Origin of the sequence: Herbaspirillum sp. BH-1, assembly GCF_002870055.1 — a bacterium.
Taxonomy (GTDB): Bacteria; Pseudomonadota; Gammaproteobacteria; order Burkholderiales; family Burkholderiaceae_D; genus Herbaspirillum; species Herbaspirillum frisingense.
The window spans coordinates 1-22,157 of sequence record NZ_PKOI01000022.1 but is presented as its reverse complement, the minus strand read 5'-3'; the positions used below and the strand labels follow the sequence as shown (position 1 = coordinate 22,157).

Genomic DNA, 22,157 nt, shown 5'->3' with positions numbered 1-22,157 from the left:
GCTTTTAGGCCTTCCAGCCACCCTGAGTCGTCGTCAATCACCCTCAGCCACCCAGCGCCCCGCCCATGAAACGCCCTGCCCCCACCGACCGCCACGCCGACAAACCCGTGATCTGGACCGCTTCGGTATCGCGCCTGTCGGAGCTGTTCCGTGACATCACGCTGGAGTTCGACGCCCTGGCCGACATCGAGCCCATCCACCTGGGGTTCGACGAGGCCGTGCGCGAGATCCGCGAGCGCCTGGCCACGCAGCGCTGCGACGTGGTCATCTCGGCCGGCTCCAACGGCGCCTATCTCAAGAGCCGGTTGCCGGTGCCGGTGGTGGTGGCGCGTGCCAGCGGCTTCGACGTGATGCAGGCGCTGGCACGGGCGCGCCAGATCACCACCCGCATCGGCCTGGTCAGCTATCAGGAAGAGATGCCGGCACTGGCCGAGTTCCAGCAGATGTTCGGACTGGACATCGCCCAGCGCACCTATGCCACCGAAGAAGATGCGCGGGCCGTGGTCAACGAACTGAAGGCCGGTGGCATCGAGGCCGTGGTGGGTGCCGGCCTCATCACCGACCTGGCCGAAGAGGCGGGCATGCACGGTATCTTCCTGTATTCCTCGGCCACGGTGCGTCAGGCCTTCGAGGATGCACTGGAACTGGCGCGCCTGACGCAACTGGAGAGCACGCGTGGCCCCCTCCTGCCGGTGGCCGACAGCCTGCGCGCACGCCATCACCTGAAGGACCTGCGGGGCGATTCGACTGCCATGGAAGCGGTACGGCAATCGATCACGCTGTTTGCCCGTTCACCGGCCAGCGTACTGATCCAGGGCGAGACCGGCACCGGCAAGGAGCTGGCGGCGCAAGCCATCCATCGCGCCCATCCGCTGATGCAGGGCAAGACCCAGGCAAGCCATCCCTTCGTGGCCATCAACTGCGGCGCGCTGGCGGAGTCGCTGCTGGAGTCCGAACTGTTCGGCTATGAAGAAGGTGCCTTCACCGGTTCGCGCCGGGGTGGACGTGCCGGCGTGTTCGAGGCGGCCCATCGCGGCACGCTGCTATTGGATGAAATCGGCGAGATGCCGCTGCCCCTGCAGACACGCCTGCTGCGCGTGCTGGAAGAGCGCGAGGTGGTGCGCGTCGGTGGCACGCGGCCGATTCCGGTGCAGGTGCGCATCATCAGCGCTACCCATTGCGACCTGGAGGCCAAGGTGCGCGAGGGCCGTTTCCGGGCCGACCTGTATTACCGGCTCAGCGTGCTGCGCCTGCCCCTGCCGCCGCTGCGTGCGCGCAGCGAGGACGTGCCGGCACTGGCCGAGTGGCATCTCAAGCATGCACTGGCAGCGCTGGATGCCCGCCCGCATGCCAACCTGGGTGCGGAAATCCTGCGCTGCTCGCCGCTGCTGTGCGCCTACGCCTGGCCGGGCAATGTGCGTGAACTGCGCAACCTGATGGAACGGCTGGCCCTGTTCCTGGCGGCCGAACCGCTGCAGGCGCTGACGCCGGCCCTGATCCTGCGGGTCGCACCGGAACTGGGGCAGCACGCCAGCATGGCCAGCGCGACCGCGCAGGAGCCAGATGTCGTCACGGCCGCGCCTGACGATGCGCAGATCCAGGCCGTGCTGCGCCGCTATCGCGGCAATCGCGCTGCCGCCGCACGCCATCTGGGGATGAGCCGGACCACCCTGTGGCGCCGCTTGAAGCAGCTAGCGGATGAGGTCGATGAAGGCCAGCAATGAGCCATCGTGTGTCAATCATTTACCCGATGCGACAGCCTTCCTGCGTCCTGATAATCCACCGCAGCGCGCCTTGACAGCCCCGCACTGCGGCGCCTATCCTCGCCCGCTGTAACGCCCACGGCCGATCGCATTTGCCCCGTGAGCGCGACAGGGAGCCCATAACCATCATTCAACCAGCCAGGCAGTCGTCCGCCCCGCCCGGGCGAGACCGGCGCGCAGCTCCTCCATCCACAGTCATCCATCAGGGAGTCTCCATGACCAGCAACACCACGGCGCCTGGCGCCGCCACCACGCACCCGCAGGCGCGGCGCGCGATCATCTCGTCTTCCATCGGCAATGCGCTCGAATGGTTCGACATCCTGATCTACGGCGCCTTCGCCGTGGTCATCGCCAAGCAGTTCTTCCCCACCGGGGACGACAGCGTTTCGCTGCTGCTGACCTTCGCCACCTTCGGCGTGTCCTTCTTCATGCGTCCGCTGGGCGCGGTGGTGCTGGGTGCCTATTCCGACCGCGCCGGCCGCAAGGCGGCACTGATGCTGTCCATCATGCTCATGACCATCGGCACCGCCATGATCGCCTTCATGCCCAGCTATGCCAGCATCGGCCTGCTGGCACCGGCCGGCATTGCACTTGGCAAGATGATCCAGGGCTTCTCGGCCGGTGGCGAGTTCGGTAGCTCCACCGCCTTCCTGGTGGAACACGCACCGCATCGCCGTGGTTACTTCTCCAGCTGGCAGGTGGCCAGCCAGGGCATCAGCCTGTTGCTGGCGGCGATCTTCGGCGCCGTGCTCAACAACATGCTCACGCCCGAGCAACTGGCTTCCTGGGGCTGGCGCGTGCCGTTCTTCTTCGGCCTGCTGATCGCACCGGCCGGCATCTACATCCGTCGTCACCTGGATGAAGCACCGGAATTCAAGGAGTCCAGCGAAAAGACCAATGCGCCCCTGCGCGATACCTTCACCAGCCAGAAGCTGCGCCTCCTGATCGGTTCGGGCAGCGTCATCATGGCTACCGTCTCGGTCTACCTGTCGCTGTACATCCCGACCTACGCGGTCAAGCAGCTGGGCCTGCCGGCATGGTCGTCGTTCGCCGCGATGTCGGTGGCCGGCCTGATCATGTTCATCGGCTCGCCGCTGGTGGGCGCAGCCTCCGACAAGATCGGTCGCACGCCCTTCATGATCGTCAGCAGCGCCCTGTACATCGTGCTGACCTATCCGATGTTCGTGTTCCTGACCAATTCGCCGGGCTTCCTGCAGCTGCTGTTGCTGCAGACCGTGATCGGCGTGCTCATGACCATGTACTTCGCCGCCATGCCGGCCCTGCTGGCGGACATCTTCCCGGTGGCCACGCGCGGCACCGGCATGTCGCTGGCCTATAACATCGCGGTGACCATCTTCGGCGGCTTCGCTGGCCTGATCATCACCTGGCTGATCGACTTCACCGGCAACAAGCTGTCGGTGAGCTACTTCGTCATCTTCGGCGCGGTGCTGAGCCTGATCGCTTCGGTGGCAGCGCGTTATGTGCTGAAGCTGCGCTAAGCAGCGATCGCGTAAATGATATAAATCATTTCCCCGTCACTGCGACGGGAGCAAATAAAAATGGCCTGGATCGCGAGATCCAGGCCATTTCCTTTTTTGTTTGCCGCCGCCTCTTCCCCTTGTTGCTCCTGCCCACGCGGCGGCACGCGGGCAGGCCTCCCCTGCTTGACTCGAGTTGGATCAGATGTGATCCGGCACTAGCCGATCAATCGTCCTCGGCACCGCCAATACCCAGCTCCTGGATCTTGCGGGTGATGGTGTTGCGGCCGATGCCCAGGCGCACGGCGGCGTCGTTCTTGCGGCCGTGGGTGTGCTTGAGGGCGATCTTGATCAGCGCGGCTTCGAACTGGCGGCCGAGGATATCCATCACCTCCGGCTGCTCCGAGGCCAGCATCTGCGCGGCTTCGTTTTCCAGCAGCGAGATCCAGTTGCCGGCGACGGCTTCAGCCGGTACCGCGCCTGCCGACAGCTCGGGCTGGGCCAGCGGTGCAGGCGCTCCGGCAGCCGAGGCCGGTGCCGACACGATCTGCGCCGGTTGCGGTGCATGCACGCGTTCTTCCACCAGGTCCTGCGGCAGGTCCTTGATTTCCACGGTCTGGCCCGGGGCCATGACGGTGATCCAGTTGCACAGGTTTTCCAGCTGGCGCACGTTGCCGGGGAATTCCAGTTGCGACAGGAACTGCATGGCCTGCGGTGACAGGCGCTTGGCTTCCACGCCCAGCTGGCGGGCGCTCTGGGTGAGGAAGTAGCGCGCCAGGATGGGAATGTCTTCGCTGCGCTCGCGCAGGCTGGGCAGGCGCAGGCGGATGACGTTGAGGCGGTGGTACAAGTCCTCGCGGAACAGGCCTTCGCGCACCCGGTGTTCCAGGTTCTGGTGAGTGGCGGCGATGACGCGCACGTTGGCCTTGAGCGATTGATGGCCGCCGACGCGATAGAAGTGGCCGTCGGAGAGCACGCGCAACAGCCGCGTCTGCAGGTCCAGCGGCATGTCGCCGATTTCATCGAGGAACAGGGTGCCGCCCTCGGCCTGCTCGAAGCGGCCACGGCGCATGGCTTGCGCGCCGGTGAAGGCGCCGCGTTCATGGCCGAAGAGTTCGGACTCCAGCAGGTCCTTCGGGATAGCGGCCGTGTTCAATGCCACGAAGGGCTGGCTGGCGCGCGGGCTGTGCTTGTGCAGGGCGCGTGCCACCAGCTCCTTGCCGGAGCCGGATTCGCCGGTGATCAACACCGTCACGTTCGATTGCGACAGGCGGCCGATGGCGCGGAACACGTCCTGCATCGCGGGCGCCTGGCCGAGGATTTCGGGGGTCTGTGCGGCACCTTGCTCGATATCGGTTTCGCGCAGGCTTTCATCCAGGGCGCGGCGAATCAGTTCGACCGCCTTGTCGACGTCGAAGGGCTTGGCCAGATATTCGAAGGCGCCGCCCTGGAAGGCCGAGACGGCCGAGTCCAGGTCAGAGAAGGCGGTGATGATGATCACCGGAATCCCGGGGTGCTTGGCCTTGACGGTCTGCAGCAGTTCCAGCCCGGAGGCACCGGGCATGCGGATGTCGGAAACCAGCACTTGCGGCGTGCCGTTCTGCAGGGCCGCCATGGCATCGCGTGCGCTGGAAAAACTCTGCGTGGCGAGATTTTCTCGGGCCAGTGCTTTCTCAAGCACCCAGCGTATCGATTCGTCGTCGTCAACAATCCAGATCGGTTTCATAAATAGCTTTTTCCTGCGTTGGTCATGCTGTTAATGCTCCCGCGGCCACGACGCTTCTGGCGCCGTGCCACAGCCCCCATGATGACGGGATGCCTTCCGTCATTCCGGCTTTGGCGCGCCGCCTGCGGCCATGGGCTCACGGCAGCGGTATAAGTATTCTGAAATCGGTACAACCCGGCCGGCTGTCGCATTCGATCACGCCCATGTGCTGATGCACGAAGGTCTGCGCCAGGGTCAGCCCCAGTCCGCTACCACCCTCCCGACCCGACACCAGGGGATAGAAGATTCTTTCCTGGATGTCTGGCGGAATACCCGGACCGTTATCGATGATATGCAAGTCTAGTGCCAGCCGGTATCTGACCTTGGATAGCGTCACCTGGCGGGACACGCGGGTACGCAGGATCAGCTCGGCGTCACCCGCACGGATGCGGTCGGCCAGGGCCTGGGCCGCGTTGTGGACGATGTTCAATACCGCCTGGATCAGCTGTTCCTTGTCGCCCCGGAATTCGGGGATGGAAAGATCATAGTCGCGCTTGATGGTCAGCCCCTGCGGGAACTCGGCCATCACCAGGCTGCGCACGCGCTCGCACACTTCGTGGATGTTGACGTCGCCCACGATGTGGGGATGGCGGTGCGGTGCCAGCAGGCGATCGACCAGGGTCTGCAGGCGGTCGGCTTCCTTGATGATGACCTGGGTGTATTCGCGCAATTCCTTGAGGTGGCGCTCGGGCAGTTCCAGCTCCAGCAACTGGGCCGCGCCACGGATGCCGCCCAGCGGGTTCTTGATCTCGTGGGCCAGGTTGCGGATCAGTTCCTTGTTGGCCTGGCTCTGGTCGAACATGCGCTCTTCACGGTCCAGCTTCAGTTGCTGGACGTTCTCGCGCAGCTCCAGCAGGACCGGCATGTCGGTGCTGTCCAGGGGCGTAACGATGGTGTGCACCTGCAACGGCTCGCGGTTGGCGCGTTCCAGCACCAGGTCCAGGCGCTTGTCGGCAAACTGGTGTTCGATGGCCTGGTAGAACAGCGCGGTCAGCTCCTTGCCATTGAGGAAGAGCTCCGACAGCTTCTGCTGCGAGAGCACCTTGAAGGAACTCTCCAGCAGGTTCTCGGCGGCGGCATTGGCATAGACGATGCCACCGGCAGCGTCCAGGATGATGACGGCCGAGGCCAGCAGGTCTAGACCATCGAGGGAAGGAAGAGGTGTCTTCATGGGAGGATTCGTGATGCCAGGGGTCATGTCGTCTTGCTCGGGCTAGTGCAGTCATTGACCAGTCTGTCTAGCAATTTTCGGGCGCACTTCCCTGCCATGGGCCGCGCCGCTGCGCATAAAAAAAGGGGAAGCAAGCTTCCCCTTTTTCTCCGGATGCGGATTCGATTACAGCGAGTAGTACATGTCGAATTCGATCGGGTGCGTGGTCATGCGGAAGCGTTGGACTTCCTGCATCTTCAGCTCGATGTAGGCATCGATCATGCTGTCGGTGAACACGCCACCACGGGTCAGGAACTCGCGGTCCTTGTCCAGGTGATCCAGGGCTTCGTCCAGCGAGGCACAGACGGTCGGGATCAGCTTGTCTTCTTCCGGCGGCAGGTGGTACAGGTCCTTGGTCGCAGCTTCGCCCGGGTGGATCTTGTTCTGCACGCCATCCAGACCGGCCATCAGCAGAGCCGAGAAGCACAGGTACGGGTTGGCCAGGGGATCCGGGAAGCGGGTTTCGATACGACGGCCCTTCGGGTTGGCGACGTGGGGGATACGGATCGAGGCCGAACGGTTACGGGCCGAGTAGGCCAGCTTGACCGGGGCTTCGAAGCCGGGGACCAGACGCTTGTACGAGTTGGTGCCGGGGTTGGTGATGGCGTTCAGTGCCTTGGCGTGCTTGATGATGCCGCCGATGTAGTACAGCGCGAATTCCGACAGACCGGCGTAGCCGTCGCCTGCGAACAGGTTCTTGCCATCCTTCCAGACGGATTGGTGCACGTGCATGCCGGAGCCGTTGTCGCCGACCAGGGGCTTGGGCATGAAGGTAGCGGTCTTGCCGTAGGTGTGGGCGACGTTCCAGATCACGTACTTCAGGGTCTGGGTCCAGTCAGCGCGCTCGACCAGGGTCGAGAACTTGGTGCCCAGTTCGTTCTGGCCAGCGCCAGCCACTTCGTGGTGGTGCACTTCGACGGGGATGCCCAGGGATTCCAGGATCAGGGACATTTCCGAACGCATGTCCTGGAAGCTGTCGACCGGAGGAACCGGGAAGTAGCCGCCCTTGACGGTCGGACGGTGGCCGGAGTTGCCGCCTTCGATCTTGGCGCCGGTGCTCCAGGAAGCTTCTTCGGAGTCGATCTTGACGAAGGAGCCGGACATGTCAGCACCCCAACGCACGCCGTCGAAGATGAAGAATTCGGGTTCCGGACCGAAGTAGGCGGTGTCGCCCAGGCCGGAGGACTTCAGGTAGGCTTCAGCGCGCTTGGCGATAGAGCGCGGATCACGGTCGTAGCCCTTGCCGTCGGACGGCTCGATCACGTCACATTGCATGAAGAGGGTGGTCTCTTCCATGAACGGGTCGATGTTGGCGGTGTTCGGGTCCGGGATCAGCAGCATGTCGGAGGCTTCGATACCCTTCCAGCCGGCGATCGACGAACCGTCGAAGGCGTGACCGGATTCGAACTTGTCGATGTCGAAATGCGAAACAGGCACGGAAACGTGCTGTTCCTTGCCACGGGTGTCAGCGAAACGGAAGTCAACAAACTTGACTTCGTTGTCCTTCACCATCTTCAAAACCTCTGCGGCCGTCCTTGCCATGCGAATCTCCTAAAACGAGGAAGTAGTATAAATTGGGGTGTGAGCCGTTTTCTGCGACTGGATCTTTGCATTTGATACAACGGTCTTGCGCCGAACTCAGTCGCGGATGATAGCAGATTCCATGCCATCGACCTTTGGGGTAGCCCGATAATGGAATATTTTAGGGAGGACGCGGCCTTCGGGCCGTTCCCCACGGTGCAGGAATCAGCATACCAAGCCTTGTTTTGGTGCATTTTTCTTATTTTGCACCAACTTATTTCATTTTTGAGTCGAGCCAGCCAATTTGCACGCTAATGGTGCGTGCTCCGAACTGGGGCATCCTGTAACTTCGGCTGCGCGATGCACCGACTTGGAAATTGCCGAAATGTTTATATTGTTTAGAATCAAGTCTTTCAGCGGGCTGCGCGGCTGATCCTGCCATCGTCGGCCTCACCCATGTTGACCCGTTCCGAGAATTCCACGCCCCCTTCTTCCCGAGATCAAATGCCATGAGCCCCCAAGACATCCTCTCCAAAGCCCAGCAACGCGGCACCGATGGCCAGTTACCCTATGCCGGCGCAGTCACCCCACAGGAAGCGCTGGCCCTGATCCAGGCCGACACTAGCGTGAAGCTGGTGGACGTGCGCACGCGCGCCGAACGCGACTGGATCGGGACCGTGCAGATTCCGGCGGCGCAGCACCTGGCAGTGCAATGGAATCTCTACCCCGAGGGCAAGCCCAATCCGGAATTCCTGCCGCAATTGAAGGAAGTCACCCTGCCCGATGAAGTGCTGCTGTTCCTGTGCCGCTCCGGCGTGCGTTCCAAGCATGCGGCCAAGCTGGCCACGGAACATGGCTACGCCCGCTGCTTCGACATCCTGGAAGGTTTCGAAGGCAACAAGGACGCGGCCGGACATCGCAAGACGGTGGAAGGCTGGTGCTTCGGCGGGCTGCCCTGGGTGGGCGCCTGAAGCCAACCCGGCAACGCTGATCAGGATTGCAGGCTGCGCGCCTGCAGTGCATTGCCCAATGACTGCAGCAGCAGGCTGATCGCATCGGCAGCGCCAGGGCCGCCGAGCAGGGCCTCGTCCACGCATTCCAGCAAGGCCACGATCTCGGCCCGACCCATGGTCAGCGCCGCGCCCCGCATACGGTGGGTGAGCCGGCTCATGCGGGCGGCATCGCCCTCCTCCCGTGCCTGCTGCAGGGCCTGCAGATCATGCAGGGAGGTCGTCAGGAACAGCCGGGCCAGGTCCTGGTCGTGTTCTTCCTCGGGACTGGCGGCCTCGCCGTCCTCCCCCAGTTCGTGATCGCACCACAGCGCCAGCAGGCGGCGGATGGCCAGGGTCTGCAAGGGCTTGTCGAGCATCCCATCCATGCCGCTGTCCAGGCAGCGCTGTACGTGCGCAGGATCGGCCTCGGCCGAGATGCCGATCAGCGGCGTGTAGGGCCGCTCGGGCTGTGCCTGCTCCAGCTGGCGGACCTGGCGTGCCACGTCCTGGCCCAGGATGTCCGGCAGGAAGCAATCCAGCAGCACCAGCCCATAGGAGCGGGCCTGGATCGCTGCCAGCGCGGCGCTGCCGTCGGCGACGCTGTCGACCTCGCAACCCAGCAACTGCAGCCGGCTTTGCATCGCATACCGGATGGTGGCCGAGTCATCAACGAGCAGCACCCGCGGCCCACTGTCCTTCATCATTGCAACTCCCTATGTGGTGCGCTTTACAGGTCCTTGATCTGGTATTCGATCTTGAACAGTTCATTGTCGCTGCGCACGCCCAGCTTGCGGAAGGCCGATTGCTTCTGCCCGCTGATGGTCTTGACGCTGCGGGCAAACTTGTCGGCGATGTCAGTCACCGACAGGCCATCCAGGCAGCAGCGCAAGACTTCGCGCTCGCGTGGCGACAGGTTGGGCATGTCCGACAGCGAATCGGAGGAAGGCGGTGTCGCGCGCGCACGGCGCGCCGGACGCGCTTCGGACTTGCCGCCGGATACCGGTTCGGACACCTGCATGGCCGCCAGTTCGCGGGTCAGCGCCGCATTGTGGTACTCCCGCCCCAGCCCGATGGTGCGGATGGCCTGGATCAGTTCGCCCAGCTCCTGCGACTTGCCCACGAAGCCCCGTGCCCCCGCCTTCATGGCCATGGCCACGGTGGCCGCATTGTGATGCGCCGAGGTGACCAGGATCTTGCTGCGAGGGAAGCGCACGCGCAACGCCCGGATCAGGTTCAGACCATCGATGTCATTGCTGCCCAGCGAATAATCGATCAGCAGCAGGTCCGCTGGCGAGGCGCGCAGCGCGGTCATCAACTCCTTGCTGGTGGCGAAGGCGCCGACGACTTCGAAGTCCGGCTCCTCGGCCAGTCGCTTCGCCAATCCGTATCGAACCACGGCGTGGTCGTCAAGCAAGGCGATGCGCATCGCCGAAGCCAGTGTCCATGTCATCCTTGCCCTTTGCTCTCTGTCGTTATTCGGTTCTTGTCCGTTTTATGTCCGTTTTATTCCGCTCTCCCCGAATCCGGCGCGGCGGCGGGGCGCCATTGTGAGGCGCCGGCCCCGCGCCGGCAAGCTAAATCCGGCTCCGGTTTTCGAAGGCGCTATTGTGGTGGAGCCCAGGCTCAGGGCGCATAAGAATCGTCTGAAAAATACCGCTGTCTCGCAAAACTTCTGCCGTTTTGGGGCAGCTCGGCTCCCGCGTGACAAGAGACTGACAAACAGTCACAGGAAGCGTGTGCGAACGACAAGCATCCCTGCTCCGATGGACGGGCTGCTCATCTGCTGCTCAATAGCTGCTCAGCGAGATGTCAGCTGACCGGCCTATGATCGGCGCTGCTTGAATTACACTTTTTTACAGCCATCAAGTGAAGCATTGCGCATACTCGGCAAGAATTTCTCAACAAATTTCGAGACCACAAGGCTCATCCATGCGTCCGCTGCGCCCAGCCCCGGTGTTGTTGTTGGCCTTGCTGATCTGCAGCCTGGCACGTGCCGCCACGCCGGTCGACGAGGTCCCGCTGTCGCCCTCGGAGCGCGCCCTGCACGTGCTCAACCGCCTCGGCTACGGACCCCGCCCCGGCGCGCTGGAAGAGGTCGAGCAGATGGGCGTTGCGCGCTACATCGACCAGCAACTGCACCCCGAACGCATTCCCCTGCCAGCCGACCTGCAGGCTCGACTGGAGGCTCTGCCGGCACTGGAGATGACAACCTCGCAACTGTTCGTCGATTACGGTCCGCCCTCCTTCAACCCGAAGGCCAGCAAGGAAGAACAGCAGGTCGCCCGCCAGCGCGCGCCACGCGAACTGACCCCGCAATTCCACATGGCGCGCCTGCTGCAGGCCACCGAAAGTCCACGTCAGCTGGAAGAAGTGATGACCGAATTCTGGGCCAATCACTTCAACCTCTTCGAGGGCAAGGATTGGGTGCGCTACTGGGTGGGCGACTACGAAAAGAACGCCATCCGTCCCTATGCCCTGGGCCACTTCCGCGACCTGCTGGGCGCAGTGGCGCATCACCCGGCGATGCTGTACTACCTCGACAACTGGCTCTCCAGTGGTGTCGGCACGCCCGGTGCGCGGGGCCGCTTCAAGGGACTCAACGAAAACTACGCCCGCGAACTAATGGAGTTGCACACCCTTGGCGTGGATGTCGGCTACCAGCAGGCCGACGTCATCACCCTGGCGCGCATCCTCTCGGGCTGGACCATCGACGTCGACGCCATGAAGGCCGGCGCGGCGCCCTTCAGCTTCAACGCCCAGCGTCATGACGCCGCCCCCAAGGTCTTCCTCGGCAAGCCACTGGCGACCAGCGGCTACCAGGAGGGTGAAGCAGCGCTGGACATCCTGGCCAGCCATCCTTCGACGGCGCGCTTCATCTCCACGCAACTGGTGCAGTATTTCGTCTCCGACCAGCCCGATCCGGCGCTGGTGCAAAAGCTGGCGCAGAGCTTCCTGTCCACGCGCGGCGACATCCGCGCCGTCCTCAAGACCTTGTTCGACAGCCCGCAGTTCTGGGCGCGCAGCAATTACCAGACACAGTTCAAGACGCCGTATCAATTCGTGGTCTCGTCCCTGCGCGCAAGCGATACGACGGTGCGTAACGGCAAGCCGGTCAGCGGCGCGCTGGCACAGTTCGGCATGCCGCTGTATGGCTGGCTCACACCGGAAGGCTACAAGTATTCCCAGGCGGCCTGGCTCAATCCGGACGCCCTGCTGCGACGGATCAACTTCGCTGGTGGCCTGGCCGGCGGCAAGTCGCCGATCGCGCGCCTGGAAGGCGCGCCGCAACCCACCGATAGCGAGGCCCGTCCACCCGATCCGCAACAGCTGCTGCGCACGCTGGGCCCGGCCATCACGCCCCAGGCCGTCGCCCGTATCGATACCGCACCCGCGAATCAGCGCACCGCCCTGATCCTGGGCAGCCCCGATTTCATGAAACGCTGATCCACCGTCGAGGACTTCCATGAACCGTCGCGATTTCATCCGTTACCTGGGCGCCGCCGGCAGTGGCGCCGTGCTGGTGCCGATCGGACTGTCGGGTTGCGCCGTCGTCCCCGCTGGCGACCACGGCATCAGCCGCGCCGGCCAAACGCCGGGCCAGGTGGCCTACGGCTCTCCTGCCCCGCGTGCGCGTGCCAGCGGTGACGGTGCCCCGCGCATGGTGGTGGTGTTCCTGCGCGGCGCGGTGGATGGTCTGAACGTCGTGGTGCCCCATGGCGATCCGCTGTATTACCAGGCCCGCCCGAGCATCGCCGTGGCGCGTCCCGGGCAGGCCAATGGCGTGCTGGACCTGACCGGCTACTTCGGTCTGCATCCATCGTTGCAGGCGCTGCTGCCGTACTGGGAGAGTGGCCGGCTGGCCTTCGTGCAGGCATCCGGTTCGCCCGACGGCTCGCGCTCACACTTCGAGGCACAGGACATGATGGAAACCGGGACACCCGGCCAGCACAACACACGCGACGGCTGGCTCAACCGGGTCATGGACTACCTGCCGCCGGCCGAATCACCGCTGCAGGCCATCAACGTCGGCGGCGCCACGCCACGCATTCTGAGCGGCCGCAATGTGGTGGCCAACCTGCAGAGCGGACGCGAAGCCACCCGCCCCGGCATGATCGACCAGCCGCGCTGGAGCCAACTCTTCGACCCGCTCTATGGCGCCGACGATGCCCTGGGCAAGGCCTATCGCGATGGCATGGCAGCGCGCAAGCAACTCATTGCCGAGATCAATAGCCAGGAACAGCAGATGGCCAACAACGGCGCGCCGCTGCCCAACGGTCTGTCGCTGGACACCGCCCGCCTGGGTCGCCTGATGCGCCACGACCCGCGCATCCGCCTGGCTTTCCTGGCCGTCGGCGGATGGGATACCCACATCAACCAGGGCAATGGCACCGGACAATTGGCCGGCCGCCTTTCGCCGCTGGCCGGTGGGTTGGCGACGCTGGCGCAGGAACTGGGGCCGGCCTTCAACGACACGGTGATCGTGGTGATGTCCGAATTCGGCCGCACCTTCCGCGAGAACGGCAACGGCGGTACCGATCACGGTCATGGGAATGCAATGTGGCTGATGGGCGGCAACCTGCGCGGCGGCAAGATCTATGGACAATGGCCGGGCTTGAACCAGGCGGCCTTGAATGAAGGGCGCGACCTGGCCATCACGACGGATTACCGGGCCGTGCTGTGCGCATTGGCCGAGCGGCATATGCGCATCCCGGATCGGGCGCTGGACAAGGTTTTTCCGCAATATGCTTCCGGCAGCAAAGACCTGCCGCCCCTCTTCATCTGAAACGACGCAGCCATTCTTCCCCGCAACGATCCCTGACGGGCATCCCTTACTTGAAATCGACTGAATCGATATCGGTGGCTGCACCCACGGCCGTGGGCTCGCTCCACATCAAATGCGATACTGAATCGAATGTCATAGCGCCGGCCCGTTGGCGATTTTCCAGGCCAGTTTCGAAAATTTACGCCGCGACACAGTGTTAGCCTTCCGCCTTCCTCCAAGTTTTCGAACCTGATGGCGTTCGATATCCACTGGTGCGAATCACATGCCGCCGCTCTCAATCGACCTCAAAATTGGTGAGATATGCCGATTAGAACCTTTAAATTACTTGGCGTAATTTCTCTGATCTTCCTTGGGGTCGGTTTACTCGTTCATTTATCGCGGCCCCACTACGCACGCTGTGATTTCTACGATAGTCCGGATACGCTGGATGGTGGAGTCAAGCTGTTGAACGGCGTCTCATACCGGTTCCAGCTGTGCGGCTCCGGTGGTCACGATCAAGATGGCACGGACGATGAAATTGAACTGAAGGTTTTCAACGACAAGGAAACACTTCTTGCCAGGCGCTATTTTTCAGTCAATTGGTATGCAGGGCGAAGCTTTCACGCGCCATTGCGCTACGAAGCCGATGCTGTTCGGTACATTGATGTGACCGAAAATTCTGAATTCGATAAACGCCTGAGCATGCCACCGACAAAGTGGGACTGGATTCAAGCCAGGCTGCCGTTATTCTGAGCCAGGCCTCGGCGAGATTTTCTAGCGTGATGGAAGAGCGATAGCCGAGAAGCACCACAACAATCATTCGCGGCAATCTAGAGCGTGCTCACACCAAATCTGTGAGTGCAGATTTAGTAAGAACAGGCGCTAGACAAACGACAAAGCCTTGGCGCGAGCCAAGGCTTTGTTTCTTGATCAACCGGCGGACGCTTTCCTTGCGTGACAAGTGCCGCTGTGCCGCCGCTCACTCCGCCTCGGCAATCCAGGCCGCCTGGATCGCTTCGAGGATGCGCTCTCCCGAGCGGTTGGGATCGTCCTCGAATCCATCAAGCTCCATCACCCAGCGATGCAGGTCGGTGAAGCGGATGGTCTTGGGATCAGTATCCGGGAACTTGTCATAGAGTTCCTCGGCGATCTGCTGGGTGTCGGTCCATTTCATGTCGATCTCCCGGCACGGCCGATGCCGCGCCTGCTCAATGGTTTTCGGAGGCGTGGTTGATGGTGTACTTGGGGATTTCGACGGTCAGGTCTTCTTCGCCCAGCACCACCTGGCAGGACAGGCGGGAGGTGGCCTCCAGGCCCCAGGCCATGTCCAGCAGGTCTTCTTCCTTGTCGGTGGGGTCGTCCAGCGAATTGAAGCCTTCGCGGATGACCACGTGGCAAGTGGTACAGGCGCAGGATTTTTCGCAGGCGTGCTCGATGTCGATGTCGCTGTCCAGCAGCGCGTCGCACAGGGTCTTGCCGGCCGGGGCGTCGATCACCGAGCCTTCGGGGCAGAGGACCGGATGGGGGAGGATAACGATCTGGGGCATGGTGGCTCTCGGGTCTTTCTACAGTGTTCGGGTCAGGACGTCGCTCAGGCGACTTCATCCAGCTTCTTGCCGGCCAGTGCGGCATGGACGCTGCGGTCCATGCGGCGGGCGGCGAATTCTTCGGTGCCATGGGCCAGGGCGTCAACCGCGGCCTTGATGGCGAGGTGATCGTTGCCCTGGGCAGCGGCGGTGACGGCTGCCATCTGTGCTTCGATGTCAGCACGCTCCTGTTCGGACAGCAATGCGGCATCGGCCTGCAGCGCCGAGCGGGTGGCCAGGACGATGCGTTCGGCTTCGACCTGCTCTTCCCGCAAGGCACGACGTTGCATGTCCTCATCGGCAGAACTGAAGGACTCTTGCAGCATGCGGGCGATCTCGTCGTCCGCCAGGCCATAGGACGGCTTGACGGTGATGGAGGCTTCCACGCCGGAGGTCATCTCGCGGGCCGACACGGCCAGCAGGCCGTCGGCGTCGACCTGGTAGGTCACGCGGATGCGCGCCGCACCGGCGGCCATGGGGGGAATGCCCCGCAGTTCGAAACGCGCCAGCGAACGGCAGTCGGCCACCAGTTCACGCTCGCCTTGCACCACATGGATGGCCATGGCGGTCTGGCCGTCCTTGAAGGTGGTGAATTCCTGGGCACGCGCACAGGGGATGGTGGAGTTGCGCGGAATGACCTTCTCGGCCAGGCCGCCCATGGTCTCGATGCCCAGCGACAGCGGGATCACGTCCAGCAGCAGCCAGTCGTCGCCCGGCGCACGGTTGCCGGCCAGCAGGTTGGCCTGCACGGCCGCACCCAGCGCCACCACCTTGTCGGGGTCGATATTGGACAGCGGATTGGTCTTGAAGAATTCGCCCACGGCGCGGCGGATGTGCGGCATGCGTGTGGCACCGCCGACCAGCACCACGCCGTCCACATCTTCCACGGTCAGGCTGGCGTCGCGCAAGGCCTTGCGCACCGGCGCCATGGTCTTGGCCACCAGGTGCTGGGTGATCTCGTTGAATTGCGCGGCGGTGATGGAGAGATGCACTTCCTCGCCGGAGCGGAGCACGGCGTCGATCTGCACTTCGTCCTTGGTGGAGAGCAGTTCCTTGACCTCGCGTGCCTTGACCATCAGGAGACGGGTGTCTTCGTCCGACAGCGGCTGCAGCTGGGCTTCGTGGCTGATCCAGCAGAACAGGCGGTGGTCGAAGTCGTCGCCACCCAGGGCCGAATCGCCACCGGTGGCCAGTACTTCGAACACGCCACGGGTGAGCTTGAGGATGGAAATATCAAAAGTGCCGCCACCCAGGTCATAGACCGCGAAGATGCCTTCGGAGGAATTGTCCAGGCCGTAGGCGATGGCTGCTGCCGTCGGTTCGTTCAGCAGGCGCAGCACGTTGATGCCGGCCAGTTGCGCGGCATCCTTGGTGGCCTGGCGCTGGGCATCGTCGAAGTAGGCCGGCACGGTGATGACGGCACCCACCAGGTCGTCGCCCAGGGCGTCTTCGGCGGTCTGGCGCAGCGTGGCCAGGATCTGCGCCGAGATTTCCACCGGGCTCTTCACGCCGGCCACGGTCTTGATCTGCACCATGCCGGGCTGGTCCTGGAAGTCATAGGGCATGTTCTCGGCGTGGGCGATGTCCTTCAGGCCACGGCCCATGAAGCGCTTGACCGAGATGATGGTATTGCGCGGATCGGTGGTCTGCGCGGCCTGTGCCTTGTAGCCGATGTTGGCGTGGCCGTTGGGCAGGTAGCGCACCACCGAGGGCAGCAGCACGCGGCCGTCGTCGTCGGCCAGCACTTCGGGGATGCTGTTGCGCACGGTGGCCACCAGCGAATTGGTGGTGCCCAGGTCGATGCCGATGGCCAGGCGACGCTGGTGCGGCGCGGTGGACATGCCCGGTTCGGAAATCTGCAGTAAAGCCATAGGTGATGTGACTCGTCGTGATGCGTTATTCAGGTAAGGCCATCCGGATGCCGAGGCCGATGAAGGCACAACCTGCAAGGCGGTTCAGATGGACGGAGGCGTTGGCGCGGCGACGGAACCAGGCGCCGACCGTGCCGGAAAACAATGCGATGGCGCTGAAGATGAGGAAGGCCTGGGCAATGAACACCAGGGCCAGCACCAGCATCTGCAGGGCTTCGTGACCGGCTTCGCGCTGCACGAACTGCGGCAGGAAGGCGATGAAGAACAGGGTCACCTTGGGATTGAGCATGTTGGCCAGGACGCTCTGCCAGTAGATGCGACGCAGCGGCACGGCGGCCGCGCCCTGCCCTTCGCCGGCCAGCGCGATACCGGCCGAGGCCGAGCGCAAGGTGCGATAACCGAGGTAAGCGAGATAAGCCGCACCTGCGTATTGCAGGGCGTGATAGGCGGGAGGATAGGCCTTGATCACGGCAGCGAAGCCCAGCACCGCCAGCAGGGTATGGAAGATCAGTCCCGAGCTGAAGCCGGCAGCGGCCACCAGACCCGCCTTGCGGCCCTGGGCGATACCGCGCGTGAGCACGTAGATGTTGTCCGGGCCGGGGGCCAGGGTCAGCGTCATCGCGGCCAGCAGGAAGAGGAACAGGTTGGGCATGGTGGCGGCTCCGCGATCAGCCTTCGATCAGGGCGAAGGCGTCGCCGATCTCGGCGCCGAACTTGTCCAGGAACATCAGCTGGCGCACCAGCTGGCCGGCGCCGGCGTAGTCGCCCGCGTCCAGCAGCGCTTCGATGCGGCTGATCTCGGCCTTCTTCTCGCTCAGCAGTGCGGTGTTGAGCTGTTCCAGCGCATCGAGGTCCTTGCCGGACTTGGCGTCGTCCAGGGTTTCGCGCCATTCCATCTGCTGCATCAGGAAGGCCGGTGCCATGGCGGTGTTGGATTCGGTCTGCAGGTCCACGCCGTGCAGTTCGCACAGGTAGCGCGCGCGCTTCAAGGGATTCTTAAGGGTCTGGTAGGCCTCGTTGGCGCGGGTGGCCCACTGCATGGCCACGCGCTTTTCGGCATCGCTGGCATGGGCGAACTTGTCCGGGTGGGCCTGGCTCTGCACCTGGTGGTAAGCCTGCTCCAGCGCCTTCTGGTCGATGGCGAAGCGCTGCGGCAACTGGAACAGGTCGTAGTGGTTTTGCATGGCTGAAAAATAAAAAGCCTGTCGGACTGCAACAGGCTTGGCACATCAGGGACGGCAAACGGTGACCGGGTCAGCTCCGCAGGGAGCGATCACGAGGCTGTCACGGTATCGGCTAAGCACTGACCGCCTCGCGGCAGGGCCGGCGCGACGGCTTGGTTCAGGATCAGAAATTCAGAATCAGATGCAGCGATCAGATGCGGAAGCTTTCGCCACAGCCGCACTCATCCTTCACGTTCGGGTTCTGGAACTTGAAACCTTCGTTCAGGCCTTCGCGCGCGAAGTCCAGTTCGGTACCGTCGATGTAGGGCAGGCTCTTGGGATCGACGAAGACACGCACGCCATGCGACTCGAAGACGGTGTCTTCGGACGATTGCTCATCCACGTACTCCAGCTTGTACGCCAGGCCGGAGCAGCCGGTGGTACGTACGCCCAGGCGCAGGCCGATGCCCTTGCCACGACGTTCCATGTACCGGCTGATGTGTTTTGCTGCCTTCTCTGTCAACGTGATTGCCATGATGCTTGCCTTACGAAATCGAAAACCGCGGAGCGGGTAGCTGCTGTCGCAAAAGGCCGATCAGGCTGCCTTCTGTTCCGCGCCGTGCTTGGCCTTGTAGTCCTGCACCGCTGCCTTGATGGCGTCTTCGGCCAGGATCGAGCAGTGGATCTTCACCGGCGGCAGCGCCAGCTCTTCGGCGATCTGGGTGTTCTTGATGGACAGCGCTTCGTCCAGGGTCTTGCCCTTGACCCACTCGGTCACCAGCGACGAGGAGGCGATGGCCGAACCGCAGCCGTAGGTCTTGAACTTGGCGTCCTGGATCACGCCATCGGCGCCGACCTTGATCTGCAGCTTCATCACGTCGCCGCAGGCCGGGGCGCCGACCATGCCGGTGCCGACCGTGTCGTCGCCCTTTTCGAAGGCACCGACGTTGCGGGGATTTTCATAGTGATCGAGTACTTTTTCCGAATAAGACATGTTCTTGCTCCCTAGATGATGGTATCGACCATCGCCCCTGCACTGTGCTGTGGTTGCTGGCGATGGCTGGCAGAATCCGTGTTTAGTGGGCCGCCCACTGGATGGTGGACAGGTCCACGCCGTCCTTGTACATGTCCCACAGCGGGGACAGTTCGCGCAGCTTGCCGACCTTGCTCTTGATCAGATCGATGGTGAAATCGATGTCTTCCTCGGTGGTGAAGCGACCGATGGTGAAGCGGATCGAGCTGTGTGCCAATTCATCGCTGCGGCCCAGTGCGCGCAGCACGTAGGACGGTTCCAGGCTGGCCGAGGTGCATGCCGAACCGGAAGAGACGGCGATATCCTTGATGGCCATGATCAGCGATTCCCCTTCCACGTAGTTGAAGCTCACGTTCAGGTTGTGCGGCACGCGGTGTTCCATGTCGCCGTTGATATAGGTCTCTTCGATTTCCTGCAGGCCCTTGGCCAGGCGATCGCGCATGGCGCGGATGTGGGCCAGTTCGCTGTCCATTTCTTCACGGGCGATGCGGAAGGCTTCACCCATGCCCACGATCTGGTGCGTGGCCAGGGTACCGGAGCGCAGGCCACGCTCGTGACCGCCGCCATGCATCTGCGCTTCGATGCGCACACGCGGCTTGCGGCGCACGTACAGGGCACCGATGCCCTTGGGGCCGTAGCTCTTGTGGGCCGAGAAGCTCATCAGGTCGACCTTCCAGTTTTCCAGGTCGATCTTGACCTTGCCGGTAGCCTGGGCGGCATCGCTGTGGAAGATGATGCCCTTGGAGCGGCAGAACTCGCCGATTTCCGGCACCGGCTGGATCACGCCGATTTCGTTGTTGACCAGCATGACCGAGACCAGGATGGTGTCCGGACGCACGGCCGCGGCGATCTGCTCGACGGTGACCAGACCGTTGTCCTGCGGCTGCAGGTAGGTCGCTTCGAAGCCCACGCGTTCCAGTTCCCGGAAGGTATCCAGCACCGCCTTGTGCTCGGTCTTGACGGTGATGATGTGCTTGCCCTTGGACTTGTAGAACTGCGCCGCGCCCTTGATGGCAAGGTTGTTGCTCTCGGTGGCGCCGGAGGTCCAGATGATCTCGCGGGAATCGGCATTGACCAGCTTGGCCACTTCTTCACGCGCCTCTTCCACGGCCTTTTCGGCGGTCCAGCCATACATGTGGCTGCGCGAAGCGGGATTACCGAACTGCTCGCGCAGGTAGGGAATCATCTTGTCGGCCACGCGCGGATCGACCGGGGTGGTCGCCGAGTAGTCCATGTAGATCGGGAAGTGCGGAGCCTTGATGGTCTCCAGCAGGCTTTTTTCCAGGGGTGCGTTCATAGGTCCTTGCTCCAAATCAGGCTGCGGCTTGCGGGCGGTGCATCACCACCACGCTCTGCGAGTCGGCGGCACGATGCTCCGTCGGCTTGGGTTCTTTTTGCTGGTCGACCAGATCCTGGAGCGATACCGAATCCAGGTACTCGACCATCTTTTCGTTCAGGGTAGACCAGAGGTCATGCGTCATGCAGCGCGTGCCGCCCGGGTGCGCCGCGCTGTGGCAGTTTTCCTTGCCGCCGCACTGGGTCGCATCCAGCGGTTCGTCCACCGCGATGATGATGTCGGCCACCGAAACATCGGCGGCCTTGCGTGCCAGGTTGTAACCACCGCCGGGCCCTCTCACGGACTCGACGATCTGGTGTCGTCGCAACTTGCCGAACAACTGCTCCAGATATGATAGAGAAATTTCCTGGCGCTCGCTGATGGCCGACAACGTGACGGGGCCCTTGCCCTGGCGCAAGGCCAGATCAATCATCGCCGTCACGGCAAAACGACCTTTGGTGGTAAGACGCATGGAGTTCACTCCAGAAACAAATGAACCGGCGGTGCCGGTTGCCCTGAATTCCCGAATATTTGAGTCAAGTATATCAAACCCGAGTAATTCTGTCAGGTACCGTGCATGCGCAATGTCGGAGCATCCAAGCGACCAGATCAAATTTCCTGCAATTGGGACGGAAACTTGTCTGACCTCTTGTCGAAATTGGGCTACTCTCTGGGCTACGGCTGGCATCGGCGTCGACCCTCTTGATCCATCTGGTAAGATGGCGCGACAATTTTCTTCTGGCCAGATGCGGACCGCCCACTAAAACACAAGCCGGGTCCGCCAGCGCCGCCCTCCCAAGAAACAGAACGATATGGATGTGAGCGATACCCCCAATCCGCTGCTGCGCCCGCGCCGCAAGCCCCAGAGCCTGTCGCAGGAGGTCGTGGCAGCGCTGTCGGCAATGATCGACAACGGCAGCCTCAAACCCGGCGACAAGCTGCCAACGGAGTCCGAAATCATGCAGACCCAGGGTGTCTCCCGCACCGTGGTGCGCGAAGCCATCTCGCGCCTGCAGGCGGCCGGCCAGGTGGAGACCCGGCACGGCATCGGTACCTTCGTACTGGAAGCGCGCAAGGGCTCCAACATCAACATCGACCCGGCCACCATCACCACCATGCGCGACCTGCTGGCGCTGCTGGAGCTGCGCATCAGCCTGGAAACCGAAACCGCCGGGCTGGCAGCCGCCCGCCGCAGCGAAGAACAGTTGCAGGAAATCCGCGAGGCGCTGGACCTGTTCCGCGCCAACCAGCAAGCTGGCGGCGATACGGTGGGACCGGACTTCCGCTTCCACTTCGCCATCGCCAATGCCACCGGCAACCGCTATTTCATCGAGATCATCAGCCACCTGGGCATGGGCGTGATCCCGCGCAAGCGCATCAACACCGCTGAACTGGCGCACGACCAGCAGGCCAGCTACCTGGACCGCGTGCAGCGCGAGCATGAAGACATCTTTGAGGCCATCGCCCGTGGCGACGCCGAGGCCGCCCGCGCCGCCATGCGCAATCACCTGACCAACAGCCGCGAGCGCCTGCGCCGGGCACAGCAGGAAGCGGAATCGGGCGCAGCCGGCAACGCCAGCTGAGCGCCGCGTAGTTCATCCCATCGCACGTCCCCACCGCTGGCAACCCAAGCCCTGCCAGCGGTGGGGACGTGCGATGGGATGAACTACGCGGCGC

Annotated in this window: 21 protein-coding genes; 7 read left to right on the top strand and 14 right to left on the bottom strand. The window is 63.2% G+C overall.

Annotated elements, in window-relative coordinates:
* Nucleotides 1–65: 65 nt before the first annotated feature.
* Both prpR and HBH1_RS21460 read left to right on the top strand, forming a co-directional pair.
* Complete coding sequence (gene prpR, locus HBH1_RS21465; protein ID WP_102664292.1) at nucleotides 66–1,724, top strand: propionate catabolism operon regulatory protein PrpR; 1,659 nt, start codon at nucleotides 66–68, stop codon at nucleotides 1,722–1,724.
* Nucleotides 1,725–1,978: 254 nt separating this feature from the next.
* On the top strand, nucleotides 1,979–3,262 hold the full coding sequence (locus HBH1_RS21460) for an MFS transporter (RefSeq protein ID WP_102664291.1): 1,284 nt from the start codon (nucleotides 1,979–1,981) through the stop codon (nucleotides 3,260–3,262).
* A gap of 205 nt (nucleotides 3,263–3,467) precedes the next feature.
* Here HBH1_RS21460 and ntrC read toward each other — a convergent pair whose 3' ends face one another.
* The 3 genes from ntrC to glnA form a co-directional block, all read right to left on the bottom strand.
* Nucleotides 3,468–4,967 (bottom strand): nitrogen regulation protein NR(I), encoded by a 1,500-nt coding sequence (gene ntrC / locus HBH1_RS21455; protein ID WP_102664290.1) that lies wholly within the window; start codon nucleotides 4,965–4,967, stop codon nucleotides 3,468–3,470.
* Nucleotides 4,968–5,103: 136 nt separating this feature from the next.
* Entirely contained in the window at nucleotides 5,104–6,177 is a 1,074-nt protein-coding gene (glnL, locus tag HBH1_RS21450; protein WP_006712806.1) for a nitrogen regulation protein NR(II), read from the bottom strand.
* 165 nt (nucleotides 6,178–6,342) lie between these two features.
* Nucleotides 6,343–7,758, bottom strand: coding sequence for a type I glutamate--ammonia ligase (glnA, locus tag HBH1_RS21445; protein WP_006712808.1), 1,416 nt, complete (start codon nucleotides 7,756–7,758; stop codon nucleotides 6,343–6,345).
* A gap of 488 nt (nucleotides 7,759–8,246) precedes the next feature.
* Between glnA and HBH1_RS21440 the strand changes: the two genes are divergently transcribed.
* The gene (locus tag HBH1_RS21440) at nucleotides 8,247–8,708 is read left to right on the top strand and encodes a rhodanese-like domain-containing protein (protein WP_102664289.1); all 462 of its coding nucleotides are present in this window, start codon (nucleotides 8,247–8,249) and stop codon (nucleotides 8,706–8,708) included.
* Nucleotides 8,709–8,728: 20 nt separating this feature from the next.
* On the opposite strand, the gene HBH1_RS21435 is transcribed toward HBH1_RS21440, so the two are convergent.
* Nucleotides 8,729–9,433 (bottom strand): Hpt domain-containing response regulator, encoded by a 705-nt coding sequence (locus tag HBH1_RS21435; RefSeq protein ID WP_102664288.1) that lies wholly within the window; start codon nucleotides 9,431–9,433, stop codon nucleotides 8,729–8,731.
* A 23-nt stretch (nucleotides 9,434–9,456) separates the two neighbouring features.
* Entirely contained in the window at nucleotides 9,457–10,179 is a 723-nt protein-coding gene (locus tag HBH1_RS21430; protein ID WP_102664287.1) for a response regulator transcription factor, read from the bottom strand.
* A gap of 479 nt (nucleotides 10,180–10,658) precedes the next feature.
* Here HBH1_RS21430 and HBH1_RS21425 point away from each other — a divergent pair, with 479 nt between their 5' ends.
* The 3 genes from HBH1_RS21425 to HBH1_RS25510 all read left to right on the top strand — a co-directional run bounded on the left by HBH1_RS21425 (nucleotide 10,659) and on the right by HBH1_RS25510 (nucleotide 14,244).
* Nucleotides 10,659–12,173, top strand: a complete 1,515-nt coding sequence (locus HBH1_RS21425; RefSeq protein WP_102664286.1) for a DUF1800 domain-containing protein — start codon at nucleotides 10,659–10,661, stop codon at nucleotides 12,171–12,173.
* 19 nt (nucleotides 12,174–12,192) lie between these two features.
* Entirely contained in the window at nucleotides 12,193–13,512 is a 1,320-nt protein-coding gene (locus HBH1_RS21420) for a DUF1501 domain-containing protein (RefSeq protein ID WP_102664285.1), read from the top strand.
* A gap of 300 nt (nucleotides 13,513–13,812) precedes the next feature.
* Nucleotides 13,813–14,244, top strand: coding sequence for a hypothetical protein (locus HBH1_RS25510; RefSeq protein ID WP_233207670.1), 432 nt, complete (start codon nucleotides 13,813–13,815; stop codon nucleotides 14,242–14,244).
* A gap of 226 nt (nucleotides 14,245–14,470) precedes the next feature.
* Here HBH1_RS25510 and iscX read toward each other — a convergent pair whose 3' ends face one another.
* From iscX to iscR, 9 genes are all read right to left on the bottom strand, one after another.
* Complete coding sequence (iscX, locus tag HBH1_RS21410) at nucleotides 14,471–14,665, bottom strand: Fe-S cluster assembly protein IscX (RefSeq protein WP_077236448.1); 195 nt, start codon at nucleotides 14,663–14,665, stop codon at nucleotides 14,471–14,473.
* Between the two features lie 34 nt (nucleotides 14,666–14,699).
* The gene (gene fdx, locus HBH1_RS21405) at nucleotides 14,700–15,038 is read right to left on the bottom strand and encodes an ISC system 2Fe-2S type ferredoxin (RefSeq protein ID WP_006712821.1); all 339 of its coding nucleotides are present in this window, start codon (nucleotides 15,036–15,038) and stop codon (nucleotides 14,700–14,702) included.
* A gap of 44 nt (nucleotides 15,039–15,082) precedes the next feature.
* Nucleotides 15,083–16,948: a Fe-S protein assembly chaperone HscA gene (gene hscA, locus HBH1_RS21400; RefSeq protein WP_102664284.1), complete on the bottom strand. Its 1,866-nt coding sequence runs from the start codon at nucleotides 16,946–16,948 to the stop codon at nucleotides 15,083–15,085.
* A 25-nt stretch (nucleotides 16,949–16,973) separates the two neighbouring features.
* The gene (locus tag HBH1_RS21395; protein WP_102664283.1) at nucleotides 16,974–17,600 is read right to left on the bottom strand and encodes a LysE family translocator; all 627 of its coding nucleotides are present in this window, start codon (nucleotides 17,598–17,600) and stop codon (nucleotides 16,974–16,976) included.
* Between the two features lie 16 nt (nucleotides 17,601–17,616).
* Nucleotides 17,617–18,132 (bottom strand): Fe-S protein assembly co-chaperone HscB, encoded by a 516-nt coding sequence (gene hscB / locus HBH1_RS21390; RefSeq protein ID WP_102664282.1) that lies wholly within the window; start codon nucleotides 18,130–18,132, stop codon nucleotides 17,617–17,619.
* A 190-nt stretch (nucleotides 18,133–18,322) separates the two neighbouring features.
* Nucleotides 18,323–18,646, bottom strand: coding sequence for an iron-sulfur cluster assembly protein IscA (gene iscA, locus HBH1_RS21385; RefSeq protein WP_006712826.1), 324 nt, complete (start codon nucleotides 18,644–18,646; stop codon nucleotides 18,323–18,325).
* 60 nt (nucleotides 18,647–18,706) lie between these two features.
* Entirely contained in the window at nucleotides 18,707–19,105 is a 399-nt protein-coding gene (gene iscU, locus HBH1_RS21380; protein ID WP_006712827.1) for a Fe-S cluster assembly scaffold IscU, read from the bottom strand.
* 82 nt (nucleotides 19,106–19,187) lie between these two features.
* Entirely contained in the window at nucleotides 19,188–20,441 is a 1,254-nt protein-coding gene (locus HBH1_RS21375) for an IscS subfamily cysteine desulfurase (protein ID WP_006712829.1), read from the bottom strand.
* A 16-nt stretch (nucleotides 20,442–20,457) separates the two neighbouring features.
* Entirely contained in the window at nucleotides 20,458–20,952 is a 495-nt protein-coding gene (iscR, locus tag HBH1_RS21370; RefSeq protein WP_077236444.1) for a Fe-S cluster assembly transcriptional regulator IscR, read from the bottom strand.
* Between the two features lie 340 nt (nucleotides 20,953–21,292).
* Here iscR and HBH1_RS21365 point away from each other — a divergent pair, with 340 nt between their 5' ends.
* Nucleotides 21,293–22,063 carry a FadR/GntR family transcriptional regulator gene (locus tag HBH1_RS21365; RefSeq protein ID WP_006712834.1) on the top strand — a complete coding sequence of 257 codons (771 nt, stop codon included), beginning with the start codon at nucleotides 21,293–21,295 and terminating at the stop codon, nucleotides 22,061–22,063.
* The last annotated feature ends 94 nt before the right edge of the window (nucleotides 22,064–22,157 follow it).

What these genes read in the sequence shown, in the direction of transcription:
- HBH1_RS25510 (WP_233207670.1), top strand. Translation starts at nt 13,813, where the DNA reads ATGCCGATTAGAACCTTTAAATTACTTGGCGTAATTTCTCTGATCTTC.
- hscB (WP_102664282.1), bottom strand. Translation starts at nt 18,132, where the DNA reads ATGCAAAACCACTACGACCTGTTCCAGTTGCCGCAGCGCTTCGCCATC.
- HBH1_RS21460 (WP_102664291.1), top strand. Translation starts at nt 1,979, where the DNA reads ATGACCAGCAACACCACGGCGCCTGGCGCCGCCACCACGCACCCGCAG.
- iscR (WP_077236444.1), bottom strand. Translation starts at nt 20,952, where the DNA reads ATGCGTCTTACCACCAAAGGTCGTTTTGCCGTGACGGCGATGATTGAT.
- HBH1_RS21365 (WP_006712834.1), top strand. Translation starts at nt 21,293, where the DNA reads ATGGATGTGAGCGATACCCCCAATCCGCTGCTGCGCCCGCGCCGCAAG.
- iscX (WP_077236448.1), bottom strand. Translation starts at nt 14,665, where the DNA reads ATGAAATGGACCGACACCCAGCAGATCGCCGAGGAACTCTATGACAAG.
- ntrC (WP_102664290.1), bottom strand. Translation starts at nt 4,967, where the DNA reads ATGAAACCGATCTGGATTGTTGACGACGACGAATCGATACGCTGGGTG.
- iscU (WP_006712827.1), bottom strand. Translation starts at nt 19,105, where the DNA reads ATGTCTTATTCGGAAAAAGTACTCGATCACTATGAAAATCCCCGCAAC.
- HBH1_RS21430 (WP_102664287.1), bottom strand. Translation starts at nt 10,179, where the DNA reads ATGACATGGACACTGGCTTCGGCGATGCGCATCGCCTTGCTTGACGAC.
- hscA (WP_102664284.1), bottom strand. Translation starts at nt 16,948, where the DNA reads ATGGCTTTACTGCAGATTTCCGAACCGGGCATGTCCACCGCGCCGCAC.
- prpR (WP_102664292.1), top strand. Translation starts at nt 66, where the DNA reads ATGAAACGCCCTGCCCCCACCGACCGCCACGCCGACAAACCCGTGATC.
- HBH1_RS21435 (WP_102664288.1), bottom strand. Translation starts at nt 9,433, where the DNA reads ATGATGAAGGACAGTGGGCCGCGGGTGCTGCTCGTTGATGACTCGGCC.
- HBH1_RS21375 (WP_006712829.1), bottom strand. Translation starts at nt 20,441, where the DNA reads ATGAACGCACCCCTGGAAAAAAGCCTGCTGGAGACCATCAAGGCTCCG.
- glnA (WP_006712808.1), bottom strand. Translation starts at nt 7,758, where the DNA reads ATGGCAAGGACGGCCGCAGAGGTTTTGAAGATGGTGAAGGACAACGAA.
- HBH1_RS21425 (WP_102664286.1), top strand. Translation starts at nt 10,659, where the DNA reads ATGCGTCCGCTGCGCCCAGCCCCGGTGTTGTTGTTGGCCTTGCTGATC.
- fdx (WP_006712821.1), bottom strand. Translation starts at nt 15,038, where the DNA reads ATGCCCCAGATCGTTATCCTCCCCCATCCGGTCCTCTGCCCCGAAGGC.
- iscA (WP_006712826.1), bottom strand. Translation starts at nt 18,646, where the DNA reads ATGGCAATCACGTTGACAGAGAAGGCAGCAAAACACATCAGCCGGTAC.
- HBH1_RS21420 (WP_102664285.1), top strand. Translation starts at nt 12,193, where the DNA reads ATGAACCGTCGCGATTTCATCCGTTACCTGGGCGCCGCCGGCAGTGGC.
- HBH1_RS21395 (WP_102664283.1), bottom strand. Translation starts at nt 17,600, where the DNA reads ATGCCCAACCTGTTCCTCTTCCTGCTGGCCGCGATGACGCTGACCCTG.
- glnL (WP_006712806.1), bottom strand. Translation starts at nt 6,177, where the DNA reads ATGAAGACACCTCTTCCTTCCCTCGATGGTCTAGACCTGCTGGCCTCG.
- HBH1_RS21440 (WP_102664289.1), top strand. Translation starts at nt 8,247, where the DNA reads ATGAGCCCCCAAGACATCCTCTCCAAAGCCCAGCAACGCGGCACCGAT.